Below are 23,111 nucleotides of genomic sequence, written 5' to 3'. Positions count from 1 at the left end.
TCGGATTATTCAAGAGGCGGCCTTCAGTTTCGGCTGCGCACCGGGCTTGGGCCGGCCGATCTTCGCCAAGGCTTCGGTGCGTACGAGCTTCAGCCCTTCCTTGGCGTCGTAGCCGTGGATTTCCTTCACATCGAGCTTGCGCATGAAGTCGATGGTCTCCTGCGTGATGACCTGCCCCGGCACCATGATCGGGAAGCCCGGGGGATACGGGATCACGAAATTGGCCGAGACGAGCTCAGGCCCGGCCTTCAGGCGCCGGTCGATCTCGGGATCGTTGAGGCGGATGTGTTCGCAACCCGCCGCGTCATAGGCCGAGTAGAAGCCGCTGCGGATGTCACCTTCGTTGGTCTTGCTGCCGGCATCGCCGCGGAAAGCGGGATGGAAATGCGAGAAATTCGGCAGATCGGGCACATCCTTCATCAGGCTCGTCACCCGGGCTTCAAACGTCTTCTTCGCGTTCGCGCCTCCCTGGGCAAGCCCACGATCGACCTCGCCCGCGATCTCGGCGAGGACGCGAATGAGATGCGCCACATCGCTGCGGGTGTTGTTGATGTTGGACTGGACCAGAACCGAGTTGCGCGAGGTCTTGTTGACCTGGATGTTGTATTCGTTCGCCAGGATACCCTTGAACTGCGTGCCGTCGTAACCCGCGGTGCCGCACACCAGCGTCATGCGGGTCGGATCGAGGCAGAACTCGTCGTCGTCCAGGCTCTTCAAGGTGTTGGCCCAGTTCACGCCTGCCGCAAGATAGTCAGTAAAACCGCTCTGGCGGTACTGGGCGGGCACCATGACGTCCGCGCCGAGGATGCGGAAGTATTTCGAGATGAGCGGATTGTTGTTCACTGCCTGGCGGATGGCGAGCGCGATCTCCATCGCGTTGGCGACGAGGCCATAGCCCTCCAGCTCCATCTGCCGCCGCGAGATGTCGAGACTGGCGATGAGCTGCTGGTTCGGGCTGGTGGAAGCGTGCGTGAACACGGCCTCCTTGAACTGCTGCTCGACCGTGTGGAATTCGACGTCCTTGACCGAGAGCATGGAGCCCTGGCGGATCGCAGACATCGACTTGTGAGTCGAATTGGTCTGGTAGACGCGCAAGCGTATCTGGCGCGGGTCGGGGATGAGGCGGGTCTTGAGCAGCACCTCGTCCGACGGGTTCTTGCCGAGCTCGGCCTGCTGCTTCTCATAGGCTGCGACCGATTTGGGATCGTGCATCCACGCCTCGATCTCGTTGGCGGCGCCCATCGCAGTACGCCGCCTCAGGAACGGCGAGAACCGCGCAAAGCCGAACCAGGCTTCGTCCCAGAGGAAGATCAGGTTCGGCTTGATCGCGAGGCATTCCTCCATCACTCGGCGGGTATTGTAGATGTGGCCGTCGAAGGTGCAGTTGGTCAGATCAAGCATCTTGACGCGGTCGAGCCGACCATCGGCCTTCGCACCGAGCAGCGCCTGCTTGATCGTCTTCAGCGGCACGGCGCCATACATCGAATATTCCGTCATCGGGAAGGCTTCGACATAGACCGGCTGAGCACCGGCCAGCACCATTCCATAATGGTGCGACTTGTGGCAGTTGCGATCGACGATCGCGATGTCGCCCGGCGCGAGCAGCGCCTGCACCGCCATCTTGTTCGAGGTCGATGTGCCGTTGGTGACGAAGAAGACGCGGTCAGCTCCGAGCGCCCTCGCCGCCTTCTCCTGAGCCTTCTTGATGTTGCCGGTCGGCTCGAGCATGCTGTCGAGGCCGCCGGTGGTCGCGCTGCTCTCGGCCAGGAACAGATTGGGGCCGTAGAACTCGCCCATGTCGCGAATCCAGTCGGATTTGAAGATGGATTTTCCGCGGGCGATCGGCAACGCATGGAACGTCCCGATCGGGCGCTGGGCGTATTTCTTGAGATTGTCGAAGAACGGTGTGTCGTAACGATCCTGGATGCCCTCGAGGATCGACAGGTGAAGCTCGAGGAGCTCCTCGACCGAGTAGAAGATGCGGCGAACCACGTTGGCTTCGGGATTGCCGGCCATTTCCTCGACGTCGCGGTTCGAGATCATGTAGAGATCGAGCTCGGGACGGACACGTTTGATGATCTGGGCGAGCCGGAGCGCCGACGCATCGGATTCGTCGTTGAGACCGGCGGCGGCCGTGATCGAGCGCAGCACCGGCGCGTTGTGGCGCGAACGCAGGCCAAAGCCCTCGTTGATGATGACCGCCGCGATATTGGGATTGAGCATCGTCGCGCAGAAGGCGTCTTCGAGACTGCCGACGATGACCGGCTCATAGACGAACTGGTCGACCGGACGTCGCAGCTTGCGCCATTCGGCCGCGAGCGCCGGCCAGTTGCTGGATGACACGCCGGTGACGATCAGGGTCTCGAAATAGGGCCGGCGCGCCGCATGGGCGCCGAAGGTCGGCGACACCAGCTCGGGCGCATCGCCATTGCCGTCCTCCTTCGCGCTCCAGTCGCCGGCATGCTGCCGGAACGATCGCGTGGCCAGCGCTTGCGTGATCCGCGTCGCAAGAGCCAGTGATGTTGCCGCATCGCCGCTAGAGGCCGCTTCTCGCAGTGCCGCCATCAGTTGCAGGCCGGGATAGCCGTGAAACTCCTCGGTCGCCGACAGATCAGCCAGGGCCGCATCGTATTTTGCGCGATCGCCGCCGCGAGCCCATGCCTTCGCAGCTTCCACCAGATCGCGCCAGTCGTCCGCCCGCGCTCCGGGCCCGGAAAAGAACTGATCGATGCGCTTCTGTACGGGCTTCGTGTCCTTAGACATGGTTGTCTCCCGATCCCTGAGGCGAGGTGATGCTGGATCGTGAGTGCGGCGCGGCGTGCTCCATTGATCCAAGTCAACGGTCGCGTGCGATGTAACGAAGCCGTTGAGTGTGCGAGTGACCTCCCTTCGCGATGCAACAACGTCGGAGAACGATAAGGAGCCCTTCGGGAGATCAGAGCGTTCTTTGGCCAGTGTCGGGCTGCCCCTCGCTCAGAACGCTGTCGAGCGAGCGCAGCCACTGGCCGCTGTCGGTCCTCTCCGCCAGACCTTCGGCCCGCAACAGGTCGCGCAGCTGCGCATGCGCGCCGACGATGCAGAAGGCGACCCGACGCGTCGCGAGCTCGTCATGGAGATCGCGCAACATGCGCGCGCCTGCGAGGTCAATATAGGGCGATGCCGAGAGATCGCACGCAACGAGTCGGATGTCCGGCGACCTCTTGAGCGCAATCAGGACCGTATCGAGGATCATCTCGGCATTGATGTAAAGCAGCGAGGCCTCGGGCCGGAACGCGATGACACCGACCAGCGGCTCGACGCCTTGGTGTCTCGTGCTGTCGGAGTAACGACCGCTGCCAGGCAGCCGGCCGAGGAACGCCACATTCGGCTGCGAGGCGCGCGCCAGCAGCAGGAAGATCGAAGCAATCGACGCCAGCAGGACGCCTTGCAAGATACCGAGCAGCAGCACGGAAACGAGCGCAATCGCCGCGGCGTAGAAATCAATCCGGCTGACCTGCCACATCCGCAACAGCGCGCGGATGTCCACCAGCTTGTAGACGGCAGCAAAGACGATGGCCGCGAGCACGGCCTTGGGCAGGTTGGTCAACAGCCCCGTGAAGAACAGGAGGCACAGCCCAAGCGTCACCGAGCAGATGATCAGCGCCAGCGGCGTCCGCGCGCCCGCGTTGTCATTGACGGCGGATTGCGACAGGCCGCCGGCGACGGGATAGCCATGGCCGAACGCTGCGGCGAGATTCGCCGCACCCAGCCCGAGAAACTCCTGCCGCACGTCGAGGGGATAACCGTGCTTGGCGGCAAAGCTGCGCGCCGCCGAGACACCTTCGATGTAGGCCAGCAGCACGCACCCTGCTGCGAGCGGAAAGAGATCGTCGAATTCCAGAAGGCCAAATGTCGGCACCCCAATCGCAGGCAGCCCCTCGGGAATCTTGCCCGTCACGGGGACGCCATGCGACGCAAAGCCGAAGAGCGTCGCCACCACGATCGACAGCGCCACGATGGTGATGCCGACCGGCCGTCCCGGCAGAAAGCGCTCGCCGAGCAGCAGAAGGAGGAACGCAATCGCGCCGATCGCCAGGACGAGAAGATTGATCTCGCCAAGCTGGCCGGCAAGCTTGATGACGCGGTCAAAAAAGTTGTGGCCGCCGCCGGGGACGCCGAACAGGCCCGGCAACTGGCTCATGATGATGGTGAGCCCGGCTCCGGCCTTGAAGCCAACCAGGATGCTGTCGCTGACCAGGCGGACGAGAACGCTGAGCTTGAACAGCCAGGCGATGAAGCACAAGACCGCCACCGCGAAGGCCGCGAGGCTTGCAATCTGCGCATATCGCACCGCGTCGCCGCCAGCGAGTGCGCCGACGGTGCCGGCGATCATCAGCGAGATCGCCGAGGTTGGGCCGACCGCGAGCTGCCGCGATGAGCCGAGCAACGCATAGCCGATGCCGCCGAGGAGATAGCCGTAGACGCCGACCTGCGGCGGCAGGCCGGCCAGCGCGGCGTAGGCGAGCGAGACAGGAATGGCGTAGGCGGCGAGCGTGACGCCGGCGATCGCGTCCGAGGCGAGCCACTCGCTGCGATACACGGCGAGCCAGCCCGACGGCGGGAAGAATCGCATCGAGCTCGCGCGCGGCTCGGGCGGTCCTTTCATGCGTGCACCTCGGAGCAACCGGCGTCGCAGCGCAAAGAGCGCAGGTCCCGCATGACTTCATAGGCAATGCCTTACCACCAGCGAGGCTTGATCTGGATCAAGCAATCCCTGGATTTCGCGCATGAGATCACGGCACCCCTGCCGAAGGCAAATGCGATCATGGACACTCTCGGGTGGATCATAGCGATGCGGCTACTCGCTGGCGCTGCTCTCCGTCATGTGGCAGCAACCCTGCTCGTCCTCGCCGCCATCGTCGCGCCGACGCGTGCCGCGGACGACGTTCGCATCCAGGAGGAGATCTGGGCACTGCCGCTGGCGCTGCCGATGTTCGCCTATGTGGTGCGCCCGGTGGGAGACGGCCCCTTCCCGCTCGTGATCATGAACCACGGCGTCTCACTCAACCCGACCGACCGCAGCTTCTTCCCGCTGGTGGAATTCCGCGACGCCGCCAAATGGTTTGCCAGGCAAGGCAACTTCGTGGTGGCCCCTGTCGGCACGGGATATGGCGCCTCCGCCATCGATATCCCCGAACGCGGCCTCTACGGCCCGTTCTTCTCCAAGGTCGGCAAGTGCACCCACCCGAACTTCCGTGATCCCGGGCTCGCGGTCGCGCAAGTCGATCTCTGGATCATCGACTATCTCGCCGCCGAAAAATGCATCGTGCCGAAGGATGTCATCGTCGTCGGGCAATCGGCCGGCGGCTGGGCGTCAATCGCGCTCTCTAGTCTCAATCCCCCGCAAGTGAAGGCCATCATCGTCTTCGCGGGAGGCCGCGTCGGCCGCGTCGGCGGCAAGCCGAACCACAATTGCGCGCCCGACAAGCTCGTCGCACAGACCGGCGAATTCGGCCGCACCTCGCGTGTGCCGATGCTGTGGATCTATATCCAGAACGACACCTATTTCGGGCCGGTCCTAACGAAGCGCATGCACGAGGCCTTCACCGCCGCCGGCGGCAACGCCGAATACCACCTCATGCCGCCATTCGGCAGCGAAGGACACTTCTTCATCGGCTCGCCCGATGTGATCCCGATCTGGTCACCGCTGGTCACGAGGTTTCTTGACGCGGAGAAATAAACCGGACGCCAGATGCTTGGAGGCGAACCATGTTCAATGCTCGTGATTGTCTCGCGGGGCTTCTGCTCGTCGCCATCGCAGTCGCCACCGCGACGGCCGAGGCTGCCGCGCCAAAGAACAAGCCCGCCGGAGCCGCAACGCGCGGTCAGCGCGAGGCCAAGGATATCACCTACGGAGATTGGCAAAAGCTCTGCTTCAAGGCCGGTGGTGCGCCGATGCTGTGCCGGACATCTATCACCGGAAAATTTCCGACCGGGCAAATGGCAATACGGGTGGACCTGATCGAGCGCGACGGCGACCGGACGGCAAGGTTGCAATTGTTCGTGCCCGTCGGCATGTACCTGCAACATCCCGCCAAGCTGACCGTCGACAAAGGCAGCCCCTACGAGGTGCCCTATAGCTGGTGCCTCACCAACGCCTGCATCGCGGCGGACGTCGCCGATCCCAAGATCATCAAGGAGATGGAAGCGGGAAAGACGCTGGTCCTGGAGGTCGTCGATTCCAACCTTCTGTCGCTTACGACCTCGTTGCCCCTGGCGCAATTCGCTTCCGTTCACAAGGGCGCGCCGGCGAAGACACTGGAACAGGACATCGAGGAATGAACCGGCACGAAACCGACACTAGAATCTGTTTTCGCCGACGCGTTCGATCAGATCGACGAGTGATTGCGCCGCAAAGGGCTTGCTCAGGTAAGCCACGCATCCCGATGCGACTGCCGCGGAGCGATTTCGCTCGCAGTCGTTTCCGGTGATATAGATCACGGGAGCCGAGACACCCTTGTCGGCGATCCGCCGACGCAGGTCGATGCCGGATTGATCGGTCAGATTGATGTCGATGATGATGCACATGGCGCTCTCGAACTCGGCATGATCGAGCAGCGCAGCTGCGGAGTCGAACAGCAGCGTCGCAAAACCGTGCTCGCGCAGAAGCCGTTTGATGCTGATGCGCACTGACGCATCGTCGTCGACAACGAACACGGATCTGCGGATCGGCACGAGAAGCGGCCTTCTGGTGAGGAGCTAACAAGCCAGGCAAAGCTACTAGGCCACCATAGAACACGTCGCCCTCCACCTTTCATATTGTCCCTGGGTATAGGGTATGAGGCACAACCGCGACCAACGGATCCCGATTAGCCGCTGCGATCGCCCTTGGGATCAAGCATCCCAAGACGCTCCGCGATCGATACCAGCTCCGCGAGTGAATGAACCTGCATCTTTTCCATCACCTGATGGCGATGCGCCTTTACGGTGCGCTCGGTGGTTCCGAGCTCGTGAGCAACCTGCTTGTTGATCTTGCCGCGCACAATCAGATCGAACACCTGCCGCTCGCGCGGGGTCAGTGCAGCCACCAGCGCCTTGAGCGAGTCGAGCTTGCTGCGCTGGCTGCGCGCGGCTTCATGCCGGGCCATGGCGCGCTCGATCGCGTCGATCAACTGCTCCGACGAGACCGGCTTGGTCAGAAAATCCTCGGCGCCCGCCTTGATGGCGCGCACGGTCGTTGCCGTATCGGCGTGCCCGGTGAGGAAGATGATCGGCAGAGTCGAACCCAGCTCAATGAGTCGGCGTTGCAACTCCGGACCGCTCAGTCCCGGTATCTGCACGTCGAGCAGAACGCATCCCAGCCTGTCAGGATCAGGCAATCGATCAAGCAGCTCCTGCGCCGCAGCGTACGTTGCGACATCGTAGCCGGCAAGCTTCAGCCGGCGCTCGATCGCCGTCCGAAACGAGGCGTCGTCGTCGACCACGTGCACCAGCCCTGGCACTTTCACCTCTTAGCCGCGACGATCATTGGAGTTTCCGCCGCACTGAGACGCAGAGTCAATCGGCGATCAAGTTGCCCATATGGATGATACCGGGCATAGCCAACAATTCATAAGTAGTAGTACCAAGAGAATCAAAATGCATTTTACAAGATCGCCATTTTCTCAATCCGCGCAAGATACTGCAGCGCCTGTCCTTTGGTACAATGGCCCTCGAGACAATGGCTGGAAATGCCGCCGTCGTCGTAAAGCAACCCCAGCGGGAGTGGGATAGCGCGGCACATTCCTGGCCATGAATCGCCTGAGACCAATTCAGCGATGGATTGAGGAGTCGGCCCATGTTCGTACGCATCACGAGCGATCCCCTGCCCCGCCCCAATTCACTGCACGATCTTGGAATGAGCAGTGGATCAAATCCGATCGTGAGTTTGAGCGAATTTACCTACAAGAAGGGCAATGAGATCTACGGCGAGAAGGAGCCCGCCGAGTACATCTATCAGGTCAAGACCGGCACGGTACGAAGCTACAAGCTGCTGTCGGACGGGCGCCGCCAGATCGGCGCGTTTCATCTCGCCGGCGATATCTTCGGCCTCGAGAACGGGCGCACGCATCGCTTCACTACAGAAGCTGTCGTCGATACCACCGTGCGCCTGATCAAGCGGCAGAGCCTGGAGACCGTGGCGGAGAGCGACACCGTGGTGGCCAAGAACCTGCTCCGCATGACCACGACCAATTTGCAGCACGCGGAAGATCACATGCTGCTGCTCGGCCGTAAGACATCGCTGGAACGGGTCGCGGCCTTCCTGATCGAGATGGATACGCGGCTAACTGCCGCTGGGATCCTGGCGCTGCCGATGTCGCGGCGCGACATCGCCGACTATCTCGGCCTCACCCTCGAGACGGTCTCGCGCGCGATATCGCACCTGCACGAGCTCGGCATCCTCGGCTTCGTCGGCAATACCCAGCGCCAGATCGTGCTCCTGGACCGCCGGCAGCTCGCTAACCTAGATCTCCAGAACTGAAACCCTCGGCCTTGCTCGCCGCGAGGTGCTCCAGCGTCTTGCGCAGCACCTCGAACAACACGGCGGTCGACCAGCCGAACAGCAGGATGCCGTTCATCGCGGTCATCGGGCCGACCAGCCGCCAGTCCGGGACCGGAGTGATATCACCGTAGCCGAGCGTGGTGTAGTTGACGAAGGCGAAATAGAGCAGATCGCTCCCGGCGGGCGCTGCACCGACCACCCGATATGCGAGCGCCCATACGAGAATTTCGAGTGTGTGGGCCACCATCAGGGCAGCCGCGGTCTCGACCATCACGACCATCAGATGCAATCGCGGCCAGAGCGTGTGGCGTAAGCCGGCGTAGCGCGCGATACCGATGGCGCCGACGGTCACCAATGCGTGGATCATGATATTGGCGAGGCTGACGATGGTGCCGACCAGGAATTGAAGCGCCATCGTCCTCTCGGCTCTATTTGGGTGCCTAGCTCTTCGGCGTGAACATGCCGCTTGCCGCCTTCATCGCGGACTCGCCCATGTTTCTGGCCTGGTCGGTCAGCGAGCGCATCTGGTCCTGGAAGAAATCGGACTGGATCTTGAGCGCTTCCTGCATGTCCTTGGCCTGGACGAGCTTGTCACCCAGATCGAACGTCGCGGAGACATTGCGTTGCAGATGGCTGCAGAACTCCTTGGCCTGATTCGCGATCGGCAGCGGCGAGGAGCTCAAGCCTCTCTCCAGCAGATCAAAGTACTCGGTATTGGCCTTGCGCAGACGGCCAAGTGCTTCGCTCATCATCGTACGCATGTTCTCGGTCGATGGGATTTCCGCCATGATGTCGCTCCTTAGGGGTTACGCTGCAAGCCCGCCGAACCACGCCCCAAAATAACCAGCGTACAAAGCCGGCAGTTCAAGATTCATCGAATGCCCAACGCGGGGCACCACAATCAGCCGGCAGTCCGGCATCGCCTCGGCCATCGCGCGCAAGTCAGCGGGCGGAATCCAGCCGTCCCATTCGCCCCACAGCACCAGATGCGGATGCCCCATCTCCGGCATGCGGCGCTCCAGCTCCCGGGTCTCCTTTTCCCGGGTGAGGTTGACCGGCGTCCCGATCCAAATGCCTTCAGAGACGCCAAAGGTCTGCTCGACGATGCGGTCGAACAACGCGGGAATATCCCCCAGCCCGTCACGGAATCGGGGAGTTGCATTCGGCGCCATGCTCTCCGGCACGAACAGCGAGGAGGCCGCCGTCGCCATCACCGTCCGCGTCAGCTCCCTGCTCGCCATCATCGCTCGGAAAAGCCCGATTTGATCGGCATTGAAGGCCATGCCCAGCGGCGTCACCGGATCGAGTGCGAACACGCGTCCGAAGCGCTGCGGCTGCATCAAGAGCATCCGCGCGGCGATGATGCCGCCCGTCGAATGCGTGGCGAGGTGGCAATAGCTGATGCCCAGCGCATCGAGCGCCGCGAGCATATCCTGCGCATGCTGCTGCATCGAGTAGTTCGAATAGTCGGCCGTGGGCTTCGGCCGGTCGCTGTCGCCGCAACCGCGCCAATCGATGCCGATCACGCGGAGGCCAGAGGGAAACATCGGCGCGGCGAGCTCGATCCAGTCCTTGCTGGCGAGATTGCCGTGGATGAAGACGACGGTGACCTCGCCTTCTCCCCATTCTCGCCAGCTCAACTGTACCTCGCCCGCCTGCACCCTTGGCATGAGCGGGCCTATTTGTTCAGGCCGGCCGTGGGCGCAGCGCCAGCCGGCGTCGGCGCCACGGGCAAGGCCGATACCACGGCCCCCTTGATCATGCGATCGATACCCTGCGGCGACGAGGTGTCGACGCTGCCCTTGGTCACGAAGTCCACGACGTCAACCGAGAACTCGACCGGATTGTCCGTGTGGATGAAATGCCCGGTTTCCGGATAGATCTTCAGGATCGGCCGGTTGCCGGCATTGGTCATCCGCGTCATGAACGGCGAGATGACGTCGCGCCCCAGATCCGTTAGCCCGTTGAACGCAGGCGTCGGGATGAAGGGCTCCTTGTCGCCGAACGCGAGGAAGATCGGCGCCTTGATTTGGGTGAGTCGCTCGTAGAGGTTCTTCGGGTCGTCCTGCTGGAGCTCAGAGCCGATAGTGTAGATGTCGTAAATGAAGACGTTGCACCATTGCTCGAGCTCCTTCGGATTGCCCTTGGTCAGCCCGACGCGCTGCTCGGTGTGGAAGCGGGCATATTCGCTGTCGCTGAAGAAATAGCCGCTCTTGGCCGCCGACACCGCGCCGGTGTTCGTGTCGCGCTTCTTGAAGTAGAAGAAGTCGCGGATGTTCTGCTCATCGCGAGCCTTCTCCGCGGCCAGAATGCCGGTCTGGTCCCACGTCGCCTTCCACTTATCGAAGTCGTGATCGAAGGCCTGGTCGAACAGGCGGACCTTCTTGTCCTTGGCGATGGTGATGTCGCGCGGATATTCCTCGAGGCCTGATGGCGCCTCCAGTGCAAGGCCCTGCACAGCATCAGGCCAGGTCAACGCATAGCCCATCACGAACTGACCGCCGAGCGAATGGCCGAGATAATAGGCGTTCTTGACGCCGAGCTGGTTGACGACGAGGTCGTAGATGACCTCGCGCATGTCCTGCATGGTGCGCGCCGGGCTCTTATCGAGATTACCGGGCCCCGACATGCCGTAATGCGGCAGATCAGGCACGATCACGCGCAAGCCGCTGCGCAAGGCGTATTGCATGATATTGCCGTAGTGCCCACCGAACGCACCCTTGCCATGGATGATGACGAGAACCTTCGGATCCTTGGTGGTGCCGGCATATTCGTCCATGTAACCGATCTGCCAGGTGTTGCCGCTCTTGTCCTTGGCGTTGGCGAATTTGACCGGATAGGGATATGTCACGAAATCCTTCCAGAAGGATTTCTTGGGATCGATGTTCTCGGCGACGCCCGGCACGCGATAGTTCTTGTCGACGAATCGCTGCGCGCGGTCGAGGCTTGCGACGTCGTCCATGAAGGCGACGAACTTCGGATCGTTCTTGCGGTTATTAATGAGCGGGAAGACGCCATAATGGGCAACCGGGCTCTCCTCTGCGATGAGGTCTGCACCGGGCACACGATCGACGGCCTGCTGGGCGAGCTTGAAGTTCAACCAGAGATCATTGGTGATGTGCATCACCAGCGTGCGTGCCTGGATACGACCGAGATACGCGTTGATGTTGTGAGTTTCGCCGACCCGATTGCGCCATACGAGATCGACGGCGTCATAGAGTTTGGCACGGTTGGTGACGTTCAACCCCGCCTTCTCATTTGGCGGATCCCAGTAGAATATCTCGGGCTGGACCGCAGTGAAATTCTGGGTCGTGCGATAACCGAAGTCGTACCCGGTCATTCCAAGGATGGACCAGCCGAACGCAACGCCCGGCACGGGATGCTTTTCCTTGGGCAGCTTGTAGTAGTCGCCGTTCGTGGCCTGCCACACGGGATCGGACTCGATCGCGGCCGTCATCATCTGGAACGTCCAGTTGCCGACGGGATCGCCCGCGTCTGATTGTGTGGTGCCGCCGATCGGCATCAGCGCGTTGATGAACTCCGGATGCATCACGCCCCAGACGTAGGTCTGCGTGCCGCCCATGGAGACGCCGGTCACCAGCGCCACGCGCGCGACCTTCAGATGATCGCGCAGCAGGCGGTAATTCGCCTGCACCATGTCGAAGTAGCTGTACTGCGGGAATTTCACGCCTAACCCGTCGGACGGCTTGCTGTCGCCCCAGGTGCCGAGCGGATCGACCATGATGACGAAGTAGCGGTCGGTATCGATCGGGCGGCCCGGCCCGATGATGGGCACGCCGCCAGACAAGGGAGCGCCCTTGACCCACTGCTCGAACATGTCGGTGGAGTCGCCGGAATAGTAGGAGTTGATGACCACGGCGTTTGTGATCTCGTCATTGGCATTGCGCCGCGCCTTGCCGATCGCGATGTAGGAGGCGCGCAGCTTGCCGGCACCGAGCGATTCCAGCGTCACGCCGCCCTCGCCGCCATTCTCCCATTTGGACGGATCGGACAGATCGTACTTGCCGCCGAGGCGGAAGTTGGCGATCTCGTAGGTCTTCTTCAGCCCATCATGCTGCATCTGCGATGAGCGGCGGGTGAAGGGTTGGGCAACAGCGAGCGCCGTGCCGACCAGCAACACGATCAAGCTGACGAAGCAACGCTTGAGCACGTCTCTCCCGGTCATGGCAGATTCCTCCTGGCGGTGTTTTGCGAAAACGCTAGGGACGTCGCCCGGGAGAGCTTTGATTTAGCTCAATGGAATCTCCGACCAGAGATTGAAGATTGCAGCAATCAGACATGGCAGCCGGTCGTCGCGATGCCCTTCCTTAATCACGGCTCATATCGGATACGCTATGAGCTCGAAGGGCCGCAGGATGCCCCCGCCTTTGTTCTGGTTAACGGCCTCACGCAATATGCCGAGCTCTGGGCCGCCTATCGCGAAGCGCTCGTCGCCCGGCATTTCCGCGTGGCGACCTTCGATCTGCTCGGCCAGGGCGGCTCAGACAAGCCGGCCCTGTTCATCAACCAGGACGACCAGATTACCGCGCTGCATCGCGTGATCGGCGAACTCGGCGATGGACCGATCTTCCTCAGCGGCATCAGCTTCGGCGGACTCATTGCACTGCGCTACGCGATCGAGCACGGAGAGCGGCTGTCCGGCCTCGTGCCGATGAGCTGCTTTGCGGAACTCTCCCCACAACTGCTCCTGATCGGCAACGCCTTGCGCACCGGCCTGATCCTCGGCGGCACCGGCTATCTCCAGGATCTTTTGCTGCCGATGAACCTGTCCGACCAGTGGCTGAAGCCACTCCTGGACAAGCTCGACAGCGTCAAGCGGCAGGGCTGGCTCGTCAACGACGTCTACGCCCTACAGAACCTGATGGAGTCCTTCCTTGACTTCAAGCCGCTGACACCACAGCTTGCGTCGATCACGGTGCCGACCATGATCCTGAATGGCGAGTTCGACTTCCTGACGCCGCGCGCGCTGCACGAGACCCTGCGGGTCGAAATCCCGAACAGCTCGCTGGTGATCATCCCGAAGGCCTATCACGCCTTCACGCTCGAGAAGGGGGCGCTTACGGCCGACCTGCTCGCACGCTTCGCCAAGGACCTGCTCGCCGGACGCTGGCGAGGTGACAAGGCGGTCTGGATCGCGCCGGAAGAGCCCGGCGGCGAGCTCACGCCGTTCCCCGAAGGCTATGATCACCTCCGCGCGATCCCTGTACGGAGGGCGTCGACATGAGCGGATTTTTCGGACCACTCGACACCGAGGGCCGCGTGCCGCCGCACCAGCAGACGCGTGTCGCCGCATTCCTCATCTCCGCCCACGGCGCGCTGGCGCGACAGTCCGCATTCACCTTGCCGACAAAGCTCGAGTCAGCATGGCAGACGGAGCTGAACACGCAGCTCTTCCGCGAGACCGAGATCGTCTCACTTCTGATGCGCGCGACGAGTTGGGCGCCTGACCCTGGCCTGGGCTATATGACCGTGGCCTGGGAAAGCGCCTGGTTTCCGGCGCCGGTCTACGAGATTTCGGACTGGCCTCTGGCAGTGGCAGCCGGTCTTGCGACGCTCGCCCACGCCGTTCACGCGGCTATCCGGCCGGCAGCATTGTTGCCGGCCGAAGCAAATCCGGAGGATCCGTTTGCAATGGCGCTGCGTCGCATCGAGTTCGAAAGCGGCCGCCTGCTCCAGGCACAAATCCTGTCGCTGAAGGGTCCCGACCTCGTGTCCCATCGCGAGGCCGTCAACTCCGCCCTCGAACGTCGCCATACCGAGGTGCGCAGGCTGTGGCGCGAAATGCTGCAAAGCGTCGGCATCGCCGATCCAAATGACGAGAAGCCTTGATGCAAATCAAAGGAAGGCTGTGACAGCCGGCAAACATCCGCTCGTTGCATCTCATCGGAGTTGCCGCCATGAAGGCCGTTTCCGTCGAAGAAGCCGTTGCAATGATCCCGGCAGGCGCGAGTGTCATGGTCGGTGGGTTCATGGGTGTCGGGACACCGGAGCGCCTGCTCGATGAGGTCGTCCGGCAGCGGAAGACCGGCCTGACGCTGATCTGCAATGACGCGGCCATCCCCGGCAAGGGTGTCGGCAAGCTGTTCGATGCGACGCTGGTCTCGCGGCTGACCGCGACGCATATCGGCCTCAATCCGAAGGCGCAGCAGCAAATGCTGGCGAACCAGATTGCCGTCGATCTCGTTCCGCAGGGCACATTCGTCGAACGGATTCGCGCGGGCGGGTGTGGTCTCGGCGGCGTTCTGACCCCGACCGGCGTCGGCACGCTGGTCGCCGAAGGCAAGCGACAGATCGAAGTCGACGGCAAGCCCTTCCTGCTCGAGACTGCGCTGCGGGCGCAGTTCGCGCTGGTGCATGCCTTTCTCGCCGACTATCTCGGCAACCTCGCTTACGCCCTCACTTCCCGCAACTTCAATCCCGTCATGGCGATGGCCGCCGACACCGTCATCGTCACGGCTGATAACATCGTTCCGGTCGGCGTCATCGCGCCGGATCACGTCGTGACGCCGGCGCCGCTCGTCGATTTTCTCATTACCAACGGGTGAGATCATGGATGCACAGACCATCATCGCCCGGCGAGTCGCCAAGGAACTGAAGAGCGGTAACCTCGTCAACCTCGGCATCGGCATTCCGACGCTGGTGGCGCACTACGTTCCGCCCGATCTGAAGGTGTACTTTCAATCGGAGAACGGCCTCATCGGCACCGGGCCGATCCCGGAACAAGGCATGGCGCATCCGACGCTGACGGACGCCGGCGGGCGCCCGATCAGCGCCCTGCCCGGCGCCTCCACCTTCGATAGTGCGATGTCGTTCGGGCTGATCCGCGGCGGCCATGTCGATGTCACCGTGCTCGGCGGCCTTCAGGTCGACGTGCATGGCCACCTCGCCAACTGGATGATCCCCGGCAAGATGGTGCCGGGCATGGGCGGGGCGATGGACCTCGTGAGCGGCGCCAAGCGTGTCATCGTCGCCATGCAGCACGCGGCCAAGGGCAAGTCGAAGATCGTCGCGAAATGCACACTGCCGCTGACCTCGGCGCGGCCGGTGAGCCTGGTGGTCACCGACATGGCCGTGATCGGCTTTCCCGACGGCAGGGCGACGCTGCTCGAAACCGCGCCCGGCGTCAGCATCGGCGAAGTGATGGCAGTGACGGACGCCGAGCTTGCTGTTCCCGATAGCGTACCGGAAATGAAGATCTGACGGGCAAGAGCATGCGGATATTCAGCGATTTCGCGGAGATCAAATCCGCCATCGGCACCGAGATCGGCGCCAGCGACTGGATCGAGATCACGCAGGACCGCATCAACCGGTTCGCCGAGGCGACCTGCGACGAGCAGTGGATCCATGTCGACCAGGAGCGCGCCAGCAAGGAGATGCCGGGCGGCAGGACGATCGCCCACGGCCTGTTGTCGCTCGCGCTAGCGCCGCTCTTCATCCGCTCCGTGGTTGGCCTGAAGGGCCTGCGCAATACCCTCAACTACGGCGCCGACAGGATCAGGTATCTCGCGCCGGTGCCGGCTGGTTCGAAGTTGCGCGGCCGCGTCACTGTCGCCGAAGCCGAGGACGTTCCGCCGGATGGCCTGCGCGTGAACTATCATCTCGTGATCGAGATCGAAGGTGGCAAGAAGCCCGCCTGCGTCGCCGAGCTGATCGCCCTGCACTACCGCTGAAAACAAAAACTGAAAAACAACCCCATGCAAAGTAGCCAGGGAGCGGCACGACTCTTGCGGAATAACAGAAATCGACTTGACGCGTCGGGCAAATCACCGGCAAGATGCCATGATCAGCCGCAACTGTCCTGACCTGGTGTCCTAGGCCGTTTACCCATAGTTGGGTTGGTCAGTGGCGCGGCTGATGTCCGCTTGTCCGCTGACAGCGGCTGGGCGGCCTGGATGCTGCAGTTTTTATCACCTCGGCTTCGAAACTACCGCAACCTGTCTCACGATCTCCTGGCATTCTCGTTCTTTCGGCTGGCGCCCTGTTCTACTTCGCGCGCGACACGACCGCAGGGAGCGGACCGACTTCGTGGGTGAGAAAGGACGTCGTCACGGCGGCTCGTGAGTGATAAACTCCGGCATATGAACCCATCCTCCAAGTTCGGCTCTGATGGGGACGGCAGCCTCCGGGTGTTGTGGCAGGACAGCGAACGCGTCGTCTGCCGGGAATGGTGGCTGGACCTCGATGGCCAGCGCAAGGCCGTGCTCGCCGTGCGGCCCGCCGCCGAGCACCCAACGCCCGCCTGCATCGATCGCCTTGGCCACGAATTCGGATTGAAGGACGAACTGGACGGTGCTTGGGCGGTGCGGCCGCTGGACCTCAGGCGCGATGGCCGACGGACCGTTCTGGTGCTCGAGGACTCCGGGGGCGAGCCGCTCGCCGCGCTGCTCGGCGGCCCCATGGAGATGGGACGCTTCCTGCGCCTCGCCGTCGGCATCTCTTCGGCTTTGGGGCAACTCCACCAGCGCGGTCTCGCCCACAAGGACCTCAAGCCGGCCCATATCATGGTGACCAGTGCGGGCGGCGAAGTGCGGCTCACCGGCTTCGGCCTCGCCTCGCGCCTGCCGCGCGAGCGGCAGGCGCCCGATCCGCCCGAGTCGATTGCGGGGACGCTCGCCTACATGGCGCCCGAACAGACCGGGCGCATGAACCGTTCGATCGATTCCCGCAGCGACCTCTACGCGCTGGGTGTCACGCTGTACCAAATGCTCACGGGCTCACTGCCGTTCACCGCGTCCGATCCCATGGAATGGGTACACTGCCATGTCGCCAGAAAGCCGGTGGCACCGAGCGAGAGGTTGGAGAATGTCCCGGCTGCGGTCTCCCAGATCATCATGAAGCTGCTCGCCAAGTCCGCCGAGGACCGTTACCAGACTGCCGCCGGCGTCGAGACCGATTTTCGGCACTGTCTTGCCGAATGGCAGCGTCAGCAGCGCATCGACCCGTTTGCGCTCGGCGACCACGACGCGCCGGACCGGCTGTTGATCCCCGAAAAGCTGTATGGGCGAGCGCGCGAGGTCGAGACGTTGACCGCCGCCTTCGATCGCATCGTCAAGAGCGGCTCGCCGGAGCTGGTTCTGGTCTCGGGATATTCCGGCATTGGCAAGTCCTCGGTCGTCCATGAGCTGCACAAGGTGCTCGTGCCGCGACACGGCCTGTTTGCCTCCGGAAAATTCGACCAGTACAGGCGCGACATCCCATATATGACGCTCGCTCAGGCTTTTCAGAGTCTCGTCCGGCCTCTTCTCGGCAAAAGCGACGCCGAGCTAAGCGGTTGGCGCGACGCCTTGCAGGAGGCGCTGGGCCCGAACGGACGGCTCATGATCGACGTCGTCCCCGAGTTGAACCTCATCATCGGAGAACAGCCACCCGTCCCTGAGCTTGCCGCACAGGACGCGCAACGGCGCTTCCAGCTGGTGTTTCGGCGACTTATCGGTGTCTTCGCACGGCCGGAACATCCGCTGGCACTCTTTCTCGACGACTTGCAATGGCTCGATGCGGCGACGCTCGATCTGCTCGAGGATCTGTTGACCCGGTCGGATCTGCAGCACTTCATGCTGATCGGCGCCTATCGCAACAACGAAGTCACTGCCGTCCATCCGTTGATGCGGAAGCTCGACGCCATCAAGAGCGCAGGCGGAAAGGTGGCGGAGATCACGCTTGCACCCCTCTCTCGCGAGCACCTTGGACAGCTCATGGAGGACGCGCTGCGCTGCGAGCCGGAGCGCGCCGCGCCGCTCGCGCAACTTGTGCATGAGAAGACAGGTGGGAATCCGTTTTTTGCCGTTCAGTTCATTTCTTCGCTGGCCGAAGAAGGAATGCTCGCCTTCGATCATGATGCCGCGAGCTGGTCCTGGGATCTCGACCGCATTCGATCCAAACAATACACCGACAACGTCGTGGACCTTGTGGTCGGTAAGTTTACCCGCCTGCCAATCGAAACGCAGAATGCATTGCGGCGCCTGGCCTGTCTCGGAAACATCGCCGAGATCAAGACCCTTTCACTCGTCCACGGGACGTCGGAGGAGCACGTCCACACGGCCCTGCTGCCGGCGGTCTGGCAGGAATTTGTAGAGCGCGTGGCCGACGGCTACCGGTTCGTCCACGATCGCGTTCAGGAAGCCGCATATTCGCTGATCCCGGAGGCGCTTCGCGGCGAAGCACACCTTCGAATCGGCAGACTGCTCGCGGCACACATCCCTCCCGAGAAACGCGAGGAAGCGATCTTCGACATTGTCAATCACCTCAACCGCGGCGCCACGCTGATCACGGCACCGGAGGAGCGCGAGCGGCTGGCCGAGCTCAACCTGATCGCGGGCAAGCGCGCCAAGGCCTCTACCGCCTATGCCTCGGCGCTCACCTATCTCGCCGCCGGTGCGGCACTGCTGCCGGAGGACCGGTGGGAGCGCCGGCATGAACTGATCTTCGAGCTGGAGCTGCACCGGGCCGAATGCGAGTTCGTGACGGGCGCTCTGACGGAAGCGGACGAGCGCCTGGCTGCGCTTGCGCCGCGCACTGCAACGACGGTCCAGCGAGCAACCGTGGCGTGCTTGCGCGTGGATCTGTATATGACCATCGATCAGAGCGACCGCGCCATCGCAGTCGGTCTGGACTACCTCCAGCACCTTGGCATCAACTGGCCCTCGCACCCCACAGAAGAGGAGGCACACCGCGAATACGAGCGCATCTGGTCGCAGCTCGGGAAACGCACGATCGAGGAGCTCGTCAAGTTACCCTTGATGAGCGATCCGGAATCGCTCGCGACAGTCGACGTCCTGATAAGGATCGCACTGCCCGCCTTCTTTACGTCGTCCCATTTGGGAACCCTGGCAACCTGTAGAGCCGTCAACCTCAGTCTCGAGCACGGCCACAGCGACGCCTCGTGTCCCGCCTATGAGCTGCTTGCCATGTTGGCCGGGCCGTATTTCGGCAACTACGATGCCGGATTTCGATTTGGCCGCCTCGGCTGTGAGCTCGTCGAAAAACCGGAGCTGAAGCGCTTCCAGGGCAGGACGCTCGAGATTTTCGGGTTCGTCGTGCCCTGGAGGAGACACGTCCGGATCGGCCGTGATTTCCTGCGTCGCGCGTTTGAAATCGCAAACCGTGTCGGCGATCTCACTTATGCAGGATACAGCTGTGCCCAGCTGAACACCAATCTTCTCATGGCAGGCGACCCACTCGTGGAGGCGCAAATCGAAGCGGAAAATAGTCTCGAGTTTGCGCAGAAATTCCGGTTTGGTCTCGTCGTCGCTTGGATCACCGGGCAGCTCGCCCTGATCCGGACGTTGCGTGGCCTGACGGCGAAATTCGGTGCCTTCAACGATGGGCAGTTCGATGAACGTGCCTTCGAGCGCCATCTGTCAAGTCAGCCGGCATTGGGGCTTTCCGAGTGCGGGTACTGGATACGAAAGCTGCAGGCACGCTTTCTTGCCGGCGACTATGCGGCTGCTGTCGATGCAGCGTCGAGGGCGCAACCGCTGCCTTGGCCATCGCTGTCACACCTGGAAACGGCAGAGTATCACTTCTATGGCGCGCTGACGCGCGCCTCATCGTGGGATATCGCTGCGGTCGACGAGCGGCAACAGCATTTGGAGTCCCTCGCCGCGCACCACCGACAGCTCGAGATCTGGGCCGCGAATTGCCCGGAGAATTTCGAGAACCGCGCCGTGCTCGTAGGGGCCGAGATCGCGCGGATCGAAGGCCGGGAGCTCGAGGCCGCGCGTCTATACGAGAAAGCGATCCACTCGGCGCGCGCAAACGGCTTTGTTCACAACGAGGCGCTTGCGTATGAACTGGCCGCGCGCTTCTACGCGGCGCGCGGGTTCGATGAGTTCGCGCGCCTATATCTGACAAGCGCGCGCGATGGTTATCTCCGTTGGGGTGCCCTTGGCAAGGTGCGACAGCTCGATGAGATGTACCCGAACCTTCGTAAGGAAGTACCGGCGCCCGCTGCGATGGGCACGATCGGCACCCCAGTCGAACACCTCGACCTCGCGACCGTGATCAAGGTGTCGCAATCCGTCTCTGGCGAGATCATGCTGGACAAGCTGATCGACACACTCATACGCACCGCAATCACTCAAGCTGGCGCCGAGCGCGGCCTGTTGATTCTTTCGCGAGGGCTTGAGCAGCGAACCGCTGCAGAAGCCACGACCAGCGGCAACGCGGTCATCGTGCAACTCCGCGAGGAGACCGTAACTGCAGCAATGTTGCCGGAGTCGGTTCTACATTACGCCTTGCGCACGCAGGAGGGTGTGATCCTCGATGATGCCGCGGCACAGAACCCGTTCTCCGCGGATCCGTACATCCATCAGCACCGTGCCCGTTCGATTCTCTGCCTGCCTCTGCTCAACCAGGGCAAGCTCATCGGGGTGCTCTATCTGGAGAACAACCTGACTCCTCGCGTCTTCGCGCCGGCCCGCATCGCGGTGCTGAAGTTACTGGCCTCGCAAGCGGCGATCGCGCTGGAGAATAACCGCTTGTACCGCGATCTCGCCGAGCGCGAAGCGAAGATCCGGCGCCTGGTGGATGCCAATATCATCGGCATCGTGATCTGGGATTTCGACGGTCGGATCATCGAGGCCAATGACGCGTTTCTCCGCATGATTGGCTACGACCGAGAGGCTCTCGTCTCGGGTCGCATACGCTGGACGGAGCTCACGCCGCCGGAATGGTTTGACCGCGATGAACAACGCTGGGTTCCCGAGTTGAAGAGGACCGGGAGTTCACAGCCGCTCGAGAAGGAGTATTTCCGGAAAGACGGTAGCCGTGTTCCCGTGCTGATCGGCGCGGCGACTTTCCAGGAAGGCGGGAACCAAGGCGTCGCATTCGTGCTCAATTTGACGGAGCGCAAGCGCGCAGAGGAGCGCCTTCGCGTGCAGCACATCGTCGCGCAGATCTTGGCCGAGGCAGTCACGATCGAAGAGGCCACTCCCAGGATACTGCGGGCTATGGGCGAGTGTCTGGGATGGGACGTGGGCGCGCTCTGGCGCGTGGACCGAGACGCCGAGGCGCTGCGCTGTGTCGATCTTTGGCATGAAGCGTCGATAGACGTCCCGGAATTTGAAAGCGCCGGTTGGGAGTTTACCTTCGTTCCGGGGGTGGGACTACCGGGGCGGGTGTGGTCCAGCCTGAAGCCCGAATACGTGCCCGATGTCGTTCCCGATCACAACTTTCCGCGCGGACTCATCGCCCAACGCGAAGGACTGCATGCGGCCATCGGCTTTCCTGTCCTGCTCGGGGGAGACGTCTTTGGCGTGATCGAGTTTTTCAGTCGCGAGATCAGGCAGCCCGATCAGGAACTGCTCAATATGCTGGCTACCGTCGGCAGCCAGATCGGTCAGTTCATCGAGCGCAAGCGCGCCGAGGCGGAATTGCGCGAGTCGGAACAGAACTACCGCACGCTGTTCGAATCGATTGACGAGGGATTTTGCACGATTGAAGTATTATTCGACCAGAACGAAAAGCCGGTCGATTATCGCTTTTTGCAAATCAGCCCGTCGTTTGAACGGGAGACAGGAATCAAGAATGCCGCCGGCAGACGGATGCGCGAAATCGCGCCGCAGCACGAAGAACATTGGTTCGAGATTTACGGCAGGATCGCTCTGACGGGCGAGCCGATGCGCTTTGAAAATGAAGCCAAACAACTCGGACGCTGGTATGACGTTTACGCCTTCCGGGTCGAGGACCCCAAGCGCAGACGCGTCGGAATTCTTTTCAATGACATCACCGAGCGCAAGCAGGCGGAAGCCGAAGCACGAGACAGCGAGCGCCGTTATCGCGAAGTGCAGGAGGCGCTGGCGCACGCGAGCCGCGTCGCGACGATGGGGCAGCTGATGGCCTCGATTGCTCATGAGATCAGACAGCCGATTGCAGCGACTATCACCAACGCACAGGCTGGGTTGAACTGGCTCGCTGCGCAACCGCCGAATCTGGAGGAGGCCCGAAAGACGCTCGGCTGGATCGTCGGCGACGGCCGGCGAGCCGACGACGTCATCAGCCGGATCCGGGCCCTTATGAAGAAGACGCCGCCGCGAAAGGAAGACCTGGACATCAACGAGGCGGTGCTTGAGGTCATAGCCCTGACCCGTGCCGAAGTGGTGAAGAACGGCATCTCGGTGCGGACGGAACTGGCGAAGGGGTTGCCGCTCATTCAAGCAGATCGGGTCCAATTGCAACAAGTGGTCCTCAACTTGATCGTCAACGCCGTCGAAGCAATCAGCGGCGTCGGCGAAGGGGCGCGGGAGTTGCTGATCAGCACCGGCAGAGATGGGTTGAATGGGGTGCTCGTCAGCCTGCGGGATTCGGGTCCGGGACTGGACCCGGCGAATCCTGACCACATCTTCAACGCATTCTACACGACCAAGTCCGGTGGCATGGGCATGGGATTATCGATTTGCCGTTCGATCGTCGAAGCGCACGGGGGACGGATATGGGCGGGCGCGAATGAGCCTTGTGGAGCAGTCTTTCAATTCACCCTGCGCTAAAGCGCGATGAGATTTGGATGATCGTCATCGCGCTTTAGGTCACTATTTGAGCATGATCTTTTCGGAGAACCGCTTCACACCGTTCC

General features: G+C 62.4%; 17 protein-coding genes. 9 read left to right on the top strand and 8 right to left on the bottom strand.

What is annotated here, in order from left to right:
- Nucleotides 1–9: 9 nt before the first annotated feature.
- Both Q3C01_RS30335 and Q3C01_RS30330 read right to left on the bottom strand, forming a co-directional pair.
- The gene (locus Q3C01_RS30335; RefSeq protein WP_458148963.1) at nt 10–2,763 is read right to left on the bottom strand and encodes a decarboxylase; all 2,754 of its coding nucleotides are present in this window, start codon (nt 2,761–2,763) and stop codon (nt 10–12) included.
- Nucleotides 2,764–2,935: 172 nt separating this feature from the next.
- Nucleotides 2,936–4,645, bottom strand: coding sequence for a SulP family inorganic anion transporter (locus Q3C01_RS30330; protein ID WP_458148962.1), 1,710 nt, complete (start codon nt 4,643–4,645; stop codon nt 2,936–2,938).
- 186 nt (nt 4,646–4,831) lie between these two features.
- Between Q3C01_RS30330 and Q3C01_RS30325 the strand changes: the two genes are divergently transcribed.
- Complete coding sequence (locus Q3C01_RS30325; protein ID WP_458148990.1) at nt 4,832–5,719, top strand: alpha/beta hydrolase family protein; 888 nt, start codon at nt 4,832–4,834, stop codon at nt 5,717–5,719.
- A 29-nt stretch (nt 5,720–5,748) separates the two neighbouring features.
- Complete coding sequence (locus Q3C01_RS30320) at nt 5,749–6,321, top strand: invasion associated locus B family protein (RefSeq protein WP_458148961.1); 573 nt, start codon at nt 5,749–5,751, stop codon at nt 6,319–6,321.
- An 18-nt stretch (nt 6,322–6,339) separates the two neighbouring features.
- Here Q3C01_RS30320 and Q3C01_RS30315 read toward each other — a convergent pair whose 3' ends face one another.
- Both Q3C01_RS30315 and Q3C01_RS30310 read right to left on the bottom strand, forming a co-directional pair.
- Nucleotides 6,340–6,714, bottom strand: a complete 375-nt coding sequence (locus Q3C01_RS30315) for a response regulator transcription factor (protein ID WP_458148960.1) — start codon at nt 6,712–6,714, stop codon at nt 6,340–6,342.
- Between the two features lie 134 nt (nt 6,715–6,848).
- The gene (locus tag Q3C01_RS30310) at nt 6,849–7,481 is read right to left on the bottom strand and encodes a response regulator transcription factor (protein WP_458148959.1); all 633 of its coding nucleotides are present in this window, start codon (nt 7,479–7,481) and stop codon (nt 6,849–6,851) included.
- Between the two features lie 335 nt (nt 7,482–7,816).
- Between Q3C01_RS30310 and Q3C01_RS30305 the strand changes: the two genes are divergently transcribed.
- Entirely contained in the window at nt 7,817–8,500 is a 684-nt protein-coding gene (locus Q3C01_RS30305; protein WP_458148958.1) for a helix-turn-helix domain-containing protein, read from the top strand.
- Here Q3C01_RS30305 and Q3C01_RS30300 read toward each other — a convergent pair.
- Genes Q3C01_RS30300 through Q3C01_RS30285 form a run of 4 tightly spaced genes read right to left on the bottom strand, consistent with a single transcriptional unit; the run spans nt 8,478 to nt 12,707 of the window.
- Nucleotides 8,478–8,936: a potassium channel family protein gene (locus tag Q3C01_RS30300; protein ID WP_458148957.1), complete on the bottom strand. Its 459-nt coding sequence runs from the start codon at nt 8,934–8,936 to the stop codon at nt 8,478–8,480. The genes Q3C01_RS30305 and Q3C01_RS30300 overlap by 23 nt on opposite strands.
- Before the next feature lie 25 nt (nt 8,937–8,961).
- Complete coding sequence (locus Q3C01_RS30295; RefSeq protein WP_458148956.1) at nt 8,962–9,309, bottom strand: phasin; 348 nt, start codon at nt 9,307–9,309, stop codon at nt 8,962–8,964.
- 18 nt (nt 9,310–9,327) lie between these two features.
- Nucleotides 9,328–10,191 (bottom strand): alpha/beta fold hydrolase, encoded by an 864-nt coding sequence (locus Q3C01_RS30290; protein WP_458148955.1) that lies wholly within the window; start codon nt 10,189–10,191, stop codon nt 9,328–9,330.
- Between the two features lie 8 nt (nt 10,192–10,199).
- Nucleotides 10,200–12,707 carry an alpha/beta hydrolase gene (locus tag Q3C01_RS30285; protein WP_458148954.1) on the bottom strand — a complete coding sequence of 836 codons (2,508 nt, stop codon included), beginning with the start codon at nt 12,705–12,707 and terminating at the stop codon, nt 10,200–10,202.
- A gap of 132 nt (nt 12,708–12,839) precedes the next feature.
- Here Q3C01_RS30285 and Q3C01_RS30280 point away from each other — a divergent pair, with 132 nt between their 5' ends.
- The 6 genes from Q3C01_RS30280 to Q3C01_RS30255 all read left to right on the top strand — a co-directional run bounded on the left by Q3C01_RS30280 (nt 12,840) and on the right by Q3C01_RS30255 (nt 23,025).
- Nucleotides 12,840–13,766 (top strand): alpha/beta fold hydrolase, encoded by a 927-nt coding sequence (locus Q3C01_RS30280; protein WP_458148953.1) that lies wholly within the window; start codon nt 12,840–12,842, stop codon nt 13,764–13,766.
- Entirely contained in the window at nt 13,763–14,371 is a 609-nt protein-coding gene (locus Q3C01_RS30275; RefSeq protein WP_458148952.1) for a hypothetical protein, read from the top strand. The genes Q3C01_RS30280 and Q3C01_RS30275 overlap by 4 nt, the downstream gene beginning before the upstream one ends.
- 68 nt (nt 14,372–14,439) lie before the next feature.
- Nucleotides 14,440–15,087 carry a CoA transferase subunit A gene (locus Q3C01_RS30270; protein WP_458148951.1) on the top strand — a complete coding sequence of 216 codons (648 nt, stop codon included), beginning with the start codon at nt 14,440–14,442 and terminating at the stop codon, nt 15,085–15,087.
- Nucleotides 15,088–15,091: 4 nt separating this feature from the next.
- Entirely contained in the window at nt 15,092–15,742 is a 651-nt protein-coding gene (locus Q3C01_RS30265; RefSeq protein WP_458148950.1) for a 3-oxoacid CoA-transferase subunit B, read from the top strand.
- Nucleotides 15,743–15,753: 11 nt separating this feature from the next.
- Nucleotides 15,754–16,212, top strand: coding sequence for a MaoC family dehydratase (locus Q3C01_RS30260; RefSeq protein ID WP_458148949.1), 459 nt, complete (start codon nt 15,754–15,756; stop codon nt 16,210–16,212).
- 408 nt (nt 16,213–16,620) lie between these two features.
- Complete coding sequence (locus Q3C01_RS30255; RefSeq protein ID WP_458148948.1) at nt 16,621–23,025, top strand: AAA family ATPase; 6,405 nt, start codon at nt 16,621–16,623, stop codon at nt 23,023–23,025.
- Nucleotides 23,026–23,111 lie beyond the last annotated feature (86 nt).

Source organism: Bradyrhizobium sp. UFLA05-109 (assembly GCF_054185165.1).
This window is presented reverse-complemented; position numbering and strand designations above follow the sequence as displayed.